The organism is Actinomadura logoneensis (assembly GCF_003428695.1).
GTDB classification, from domain to species: Bacteria; Actinomycetota; Actinomycetes; order Streptosporangiales; family Streptosporangiaceae; genus Spirillospora; species Spirillospora logoneensis.
Map to the genome: position 1 here is coordinate 1 of NZ_QURH01000878.1, position 6097 is coordinate 6097.

Annotated in this window: 4 protein-coding genes; 1 reads left to right on the plus strand and 3 read right to left on the minus strand. The window is 74.8% G+C overall.

Going from position 1 to position 6097, the window contains the following annotated elements:
- Positions 1-2272, minus strand: a 2272-nt coding sequence (locus tag DZF91_RS29645) for a glycoside hydrolase family 15 protein (RefSeq protein WP_117360401.1), incomplete at its 3' end; no start/stop codon positions are given.
- Positions 2273-2456: 184 nt separating this feature from the next.
- On the opposite strand from DZF91_RS29645, the gene DZF91_RS29650 reads away from it, so the two are divergent.
- Positions 2457-3290 carry a metallophosphoesterase family protein gene (locus DZF91_RS29650; RefSeq protein ID WP_199486973.1) on the plus strand — a complete coding sequence of 278 codons (834 nt, stop codon included), beginning with the start codon at positions 2457-2459 and terminating at the stop codon, positions 3288-3290.
- A 31-nt stretch (positions 3291-3321) separates the two neighbouring features.
- Here DZF91_RS29650 and DZF91_RS29655 read toward each other — a convergent pair whose 3' ends face one another.
- Together DZF91_RS29655 and DZF91_RS29660 are read right to left on the minus strand one after the other, a co-directional pair.
- Positions 3322-4776, minus strand: a complete 1455-nt coding sequence (locus tag DZF91_RS29655) for an FAD-dependent oxidoreductase (RefSeq protein WP_117360403.1) — start codon at positions 4774-4776, stop codon at positions 3322-3324.
- 105 nt (positions 4777-4881) lie between these two features.
- Positions 4882-5853 carry an AurF N-oxygenase family protein gene (locus DZF91_RS29660; protein ID WP_117360404.1) on the minus strand — a complete coding sequence of 324 codons (972 nt, stop codon included), beginning with the start codon at positions 5851-5853 and terminating at the stop codon, positions 4882-4884.
- Between the last annotated feature and the right edge of the window lie 244 nt (positions 5854-6097).

Consider the following 6097-nt stretch of genomic DNA (forward strand, 5'->3'; position numbering starts at 1 on the left):
CCGGGCGGCGCGCGCCGAGCGCGAGGGCGAGCCGGGCCTGCTGCGCCTGGGCCCAGGTCAGCGGCGACGCCGACCCGGCCGGGCCGCCGGACCGGAAGCCGATCGATGCGGTCGCGGGGTCGGTGCCGTACGGGGAGGCGGGCAGGTCCGGGTCCTCCCACGCCTGCTCGGGGACCAGGCCGGTGCCGGACGACATGCCGCGCATCGTCCGCAGCAGGTCGGCGGCGGTCCCGGTGTCGCCGGTCTGCAGCGCCTGCTCGGCGCGTTCGCCCGTGAGCACCGGCCACAGGTGCCCGGATCCGGTGTCGGACGGCGGCCACGGGCTTCCCGTCCGCTCGCACGAGGTCGGGTCGGGTTCGTAGCAGTCGCCGTAGCCGTCCTCGGTCCCGGCGGTGCCGGTGCCGTAGCGGTACCAGCCCGGGCCGGACGGGGTCGTCCGGCGCAGCACGCCGTCCACGACGCGGAGGGAGGCGAGCACGTCCGGGTCGCGGGCGGGCAGGACGCCGAGCCGGGTCAGTTCGAGGAACCCGGCGTCCACGACGCGCCGCTGGTCCTCGGTGGGGCCGCCGTTGCCGAGGTTGTAGGAGACGGCCGCGTCCGGATCGCCGGCGCGCGACAGCCGCAGGAAGTAGCGCGGCGCGTACGGTCCGGACGTGGTGACCGTCCAGCCCTTGACCGAGCGGGTGAAGCGGTCGGCGGTCGCGCGGTACAGCCGGGCGCGTCCCGGGTCGCCGTGCCGGTCGGCGACGTCCCCGGCCGCGACGAGGCCGGCTATCTCGGCGGCGATCGTGGACGGCGAGTACCCCGACTGCTCCTCCCAGCGCTCGACGCCGAAGGCCGGGCCGTGCGCGACGACGAAGTCCGCCGCGCTCCGGACGTGCGGCCAGAGTTCGGTGTCCCCGGCGAGCCCCGCCTGGTGGGCCATGAGGATCGGGTAGGCGGTCTCGTCCAGCTGGTCGCCCCCGGTGTCGGGGGCGATCCGGCCGTTCAGCAGCGAGTTGCGGGGCAGGCGGCCGTCGGGTTGCTGCTGCCGCAGCAGCAGGAAGCGGACGGTGGCGCGGGCCGTCCCGATGTCGCCCGCCGCGAGCAGGCCGGTGAACGCCTCGTACAGGTCGCGTGCGAACACCTCGCGGTAGGAGCCGAAGTAGACCGCCTTCCCGCCGGGGGCGTCGCCCGCGCCGACCGCCTGCCCCCACGGGCTGCCGAGGGACGCGGCGACCGCGCCGGGGAACGTCTTGTCCTCGCTGGCCTTCAGGACGTTCACCGACTGCCGGTAGGCGTCGCGCAGCCTGCCGTCCAGGCGGGCGGGAGGTCTGCGCAGGTGGGCGTCGTAGGCGCGCCAGCCCGCCTGGTAGCGGCCGAGGGTGGACGCGAAGGGCCGGGACACCGCGTCGGCCGCCGTGCCGAGCGCGGCGGACGGCGACCGTCCGAAGCCGAGCGCGAAGGTGACCCGGCCGTCGCGGTCGAGGGGGAGGCGCGCGGTCGCGACGACGTTACCGTGCGGGGCCGAGGTGTAGGCGGGCGTGAGGGCGCGCGCGGTGTCGAGTTGGGCCGCGCCGTCGCTGCCCGTGCCCGCGTAGCCGACGCTCGCCTCGGGCAGAGGGCGCTGGGCGCGGAGCGCGAGGTGGGTGGGGACGGCGTAGTCGCGGTTGGCGGCGTTGGTCACGGTGTTGGTGTCCGAGACGACGGGCGCGCGCGTCGCTCCGTCGATGACACCGCTGTCCGCCCCGCCGTTGGCGACCCCTCCCCCGCCGTTCCCGTTGACGTTGGTGTCGAGCCGCACGTAGAGCCGCAGGCCCGCGGGCTGGACGCGGGTGCTCATCACGACCGCGTCGCGGCCGGGATCGGTGACGTAGGTGGTGGTGATCCGGTAGCGGCCCCGCCTACTGGCCGCGGTGACCGTGCAGGCCATCCCGGACGGGTCGGTCGCGACGCTGTAGGTGGTGTCGCGCGCCTGCAGCTCGGTGAACGTCCGGCCGTCGGTGACCACGTACTGCATGCTCTCGACATCGGAATTGTCGATCGTCGGCTCGTAGACGTCCGACAGGGCGCCGTTCGCGACCGTGTACCAGACCTTCGACGCGCCGCTCCGGGCCGTCCCGACGCAGTCCTTGCGCGCAACGTCGAAGTGGGACGCCGCGCCCGGACCGCCGGGGGCGGGCGCCGCGTCCGCCCGGGCGGGGGGAACGCCCGCGACGGCCGCCGCGACCGTCACCGGCAGCGCCGCGACCAGCGCGAACCGGCGGAGAAGCCGTCCCGTGGGAGCTGACATCGCGCCTCCTCGGACGCCCGGACCGGCCGCCCGGACATAGCCGTCATCATGGACACCGGTGGGCCCCCTGTCACCCCCCGCGCGCCCCACCGGCCCCGCGTCCGCCGCGCCGCCACTTGCGCGGCCCGGTGGCACCGCCAAGGATGGGAGGCCGACCGTCCGAATCCGGCCAGGAAGGCGGCCCGTGCCCGGCACCCTGCTAGCGATCAGTGACCTGCACGTCGGGCACGCCGCGAACCGCGAGCACCTGGCGGCGCTCACCCCGGACGACCCGGACGACTGGCTGATCGTCGCGGGCGACGTCGGCGAACGCGCCGCCGACGTCGAGTGGGCGCTGGGCACCCTCGCCGAACGCTACGCCGGGGTGGTGTGGGTCCCCGGCAACCACGAGCTGTGGACGCCCCGCAACGACCCCGACCAGCGGCGCGGCGAGGAACGCTACCTGCACCTGGTCGAGGTCTGCCGCCGCCTGGGCGTCCACACGCCCGAGGACCCCTACCCGGTGTGGCGCGGCGCGGGCGGCCCGGTGCAGCTGGTGCCGCTGTTCCTGCTGTACGACCACAGCTTCCGGCCGGACGGCGCGTCCACCAAGGAGGAGGCGCTCGAGATCGCCTACAACGCCGGGATCATCTGCACCGACGAGTACCTCCTGCACCCCGACCCGTACCCGACGCGCGACGCGTGGTGCCGGGCGCGCCTGGCCTACTCCGAGGACCGCCTGGCGGCCCGCGGCACCGACCTGCCGACCGTCCTGGTCAACCACTGGCCGCTCGTCCGGGAGCCGACCCGCGTGCTGCGCTACCCCGAGTTCGCGCAGTGGTGCGGGACGGACCGGACGGCCGACTGGCACCTGAAGTACGACGCGGCGGCCGTCGTTTACGGCCATCTGCACATCCCCCGGACGACCGAGTACGACGGCGTCCGGTTCGAGGAGGTCTCGGTGGGCTACCCGCGCGAGTGGAACCGCCGCGGCGGCCCGGCGAGACCGCGCGCGATCCTCCCCGCCGCGCAGGGCTGACGGGCGTCCGGCCGACTCGGAATGACCCGCCTCAGGCCGGGCTCGGCACCGCCGCGGGGCGGGGCAGGCGCCCGGCGTTGTGGTCGGCGACGAGCTGCCGGACGGTCTCCCGGGCGCACGTCTTGTTGGTGCCGATGAAACCCGTCGGGCCGCGCTTGATCCAGCCGGTCACGTAGGTGCCGGGGACGGGCGCGCCGGTCGCGGGGTCGACGACCCGGCCCCTGTCGTTCGGCACCACCGCGCGCCGCTCGTCGAACGGCAGGCCGGGAAGCGGCCGGGCGCGGTAGCCGATGGAGGTGAGCACCAGCCCCGCCTCCAGGTGCACGGTCTCGCCGGTCGGGACGTACGTGGTCCGGCCGTCCTCGGTGTGCGGCGCGTTGCGGGTGAACGTGACGCCGGTGTCGGTGATCTCGGCGGGGGCGAGCAGGTAGCGGAGAGTGACGCGGCGTCCGCCGGACGGCTCGCGTCCGAGGTCGCGGATCGCGCGGTGCTTCAGCGAGGCGTCGTCCAGGCCCACCAGGTCGGCGGGCGGGACGACCACCTCGACGGCCGACCGCAGCCCGACCAGCTCGGGCAGGGTGAACGCCGAGTCGGCCGGCCCCCGGCGGCCCACCACGACGACCTCCTCGACCGCGCCGACCCGCAGCGCCTCCAGGGCGGCGCGGGAGACCGGCGTCCGCGCGAGCGCGTCGGGCGGCGTCGTGAGGACGCGGGCGACGTCCAGCGCCACGTTGCCGTTGCCGATGACCACGGCCCGGCGGTGGGAGAGGTCGAAGCGGTGGTCCGCGTGGTCGGGATGGCCGTTGTACCAGGCCACGAACTCGGTCGCGGTCGTGACGCCGTCCGCGCCGGGGACGTCCAGGCGGCGGTCGGACGACGCGCCCGTCGCGTAGAGCACGGCGTGGTGGTCCCGCAACAGGTCGGCGTGGCCGACCCGGCCGCCGACCTCGACGCCCAGGTGGAGGTGGAAGCCGTCCTGCCGGGAGATCCGGTCGAAGACCTCGATGACGCGGCGGGTGTCCACGTGGTCCGGCGCGACGCCCGTCCGGACCAGGCCGTAGGGCGTCGCCAGGCGCTCGTAGACGTCCACGCGCGCGCCCGGGATCGTCAGGATCTCGTCGGCGGCGTACATCGCGGACGGCCCGGACCCGACGATCGCGACGCGCAGCGGCTCCCGGGTGGTGACGTGCAGCGGCGGCTCGTGCGGCGCGAGGATGCCGCGGCGCGTCCGGCCGTCCTTGTAGAAGTCGGCGTTGATCTCCAGGAAGGGCCGCTGCGCCTCGTCCAGCCCGCCGTGCGGCCTGATCGCCCCGACCGGGCACGCGGTCACGCACGCCCCGCAGTCCACGCAGGCCGCCGGGTCGATGTAGAGCATCTCGGCGGTGCCGAAGTCGGGCTCGTCGGGCGTGGGGTGGATGCAGTTCACCGGGCAGGCGTGGACGCACGAGGCGTCGTTGCAGCAGGACTGCGTGACCACGTGGGGCATGGGGGGGTTCTTCCGGCTCGGACCGTGCGGAATGCGGACGGCGGGGGGCTCAGGCGGCGGGGCTCGGACGCGGGGGCTCGGGCCGCCGCCTCGGACGGCGGCGGGTCAGGCGGCGGGGACGCGGGCGGTGCGGTGGGGCTCGCCGCGGTACCGGGACGGCCGGCCGTCGATCTTCAGGGCCTTCCAGAGCCGGGCGGCGACCGGGTTCATCAGGCCGAGCTCGTCGGCGAGCATCCGGACGTCGCCGAAGTAGCTCCGCAGGATCTCGCGGGAGGCGGGGCTGTCCCAGAACGCCTCGCGCATGACCCGGCGCGGGATGCCGAACCGCTTCTCCAGGTCGCGCGGCGGGTTCATGATCGCGCCGGCGAGCCAGCGCATGATCACCGGGTAGGCGAGCGACGTCGCGCCCCGGCCGACCCGGCCCTGCCGCCGCACCTTGTCGTGCAGGAAGCGGTGCGCGAAGGAGATGTGCCGCGCCTCCTCGGCGATGTGGATCTCCATGGTCCGCCGCACCGCCGGGGGCAGCTCGCGGTCGCCCCGGATCGCCTCCTTCTGGAAGTGGTCGATCGGCTCCTCGCCCGCGAGGATGCCGATGAAGAAGACGATCGGCAGGTAGGCGGCCAGGTGCCAGAAGTGCGCCGTCCTGCGGTAGTCGGCGCGCATCCCGGGGACCGGGAGCCCGGTGCGGTTGACCAGCTCCTGGAACATCTGGATGTGGTTGCACTCCTCGGTCATCTCGTGGAGGCAGTAGCGGAACTCGGGCGTCCCGTTCGGCAGCCGCATCGCGTACTGCATCATGCCGCGGATCAGCACGCTCTCGAACTGCAGCCCGACCTTCTGGATGTTGGCGACCCGCCACATGCCGATCTCGATCCGGCGCCGCTCGGGCTGCGCCTTGTACCAGGGGTGCGCGCCGAGCGGGTCGCAGTCGGGGAGGATCCAGCGCGGGTCGTCCGGGTCGATCCGGAACTCCGGCGAGTCCCAGTCGATGTCGAGGTAGGGGTCGAAGCGCCGTGCCACCGAACCCTCCGACAGCACGCGCAGCACGTCCCGGTAGTCCTGGTCGATGGTCGTCACGACCGCCTCCGTCCGCGAGAGTTCGTTTACAGTTCGCGGCTCGACTGTAAGTACCTGATCACTTGCAGGTCAAGGGCGGACGATCTTCCGGCGGCGGTGATGTGGGACACTCGGAGCGGGCGGACGGAGCGAGGGGAGAACGGGTGCGCGGGCCGCACGGCGAGGCGTCCGAACGTGGGCGGCGGGCGGCCGGGGCGGCGCGCCGGACGGCCGGGACCACCGCCACCAGGCGCGGGAGCGGGGC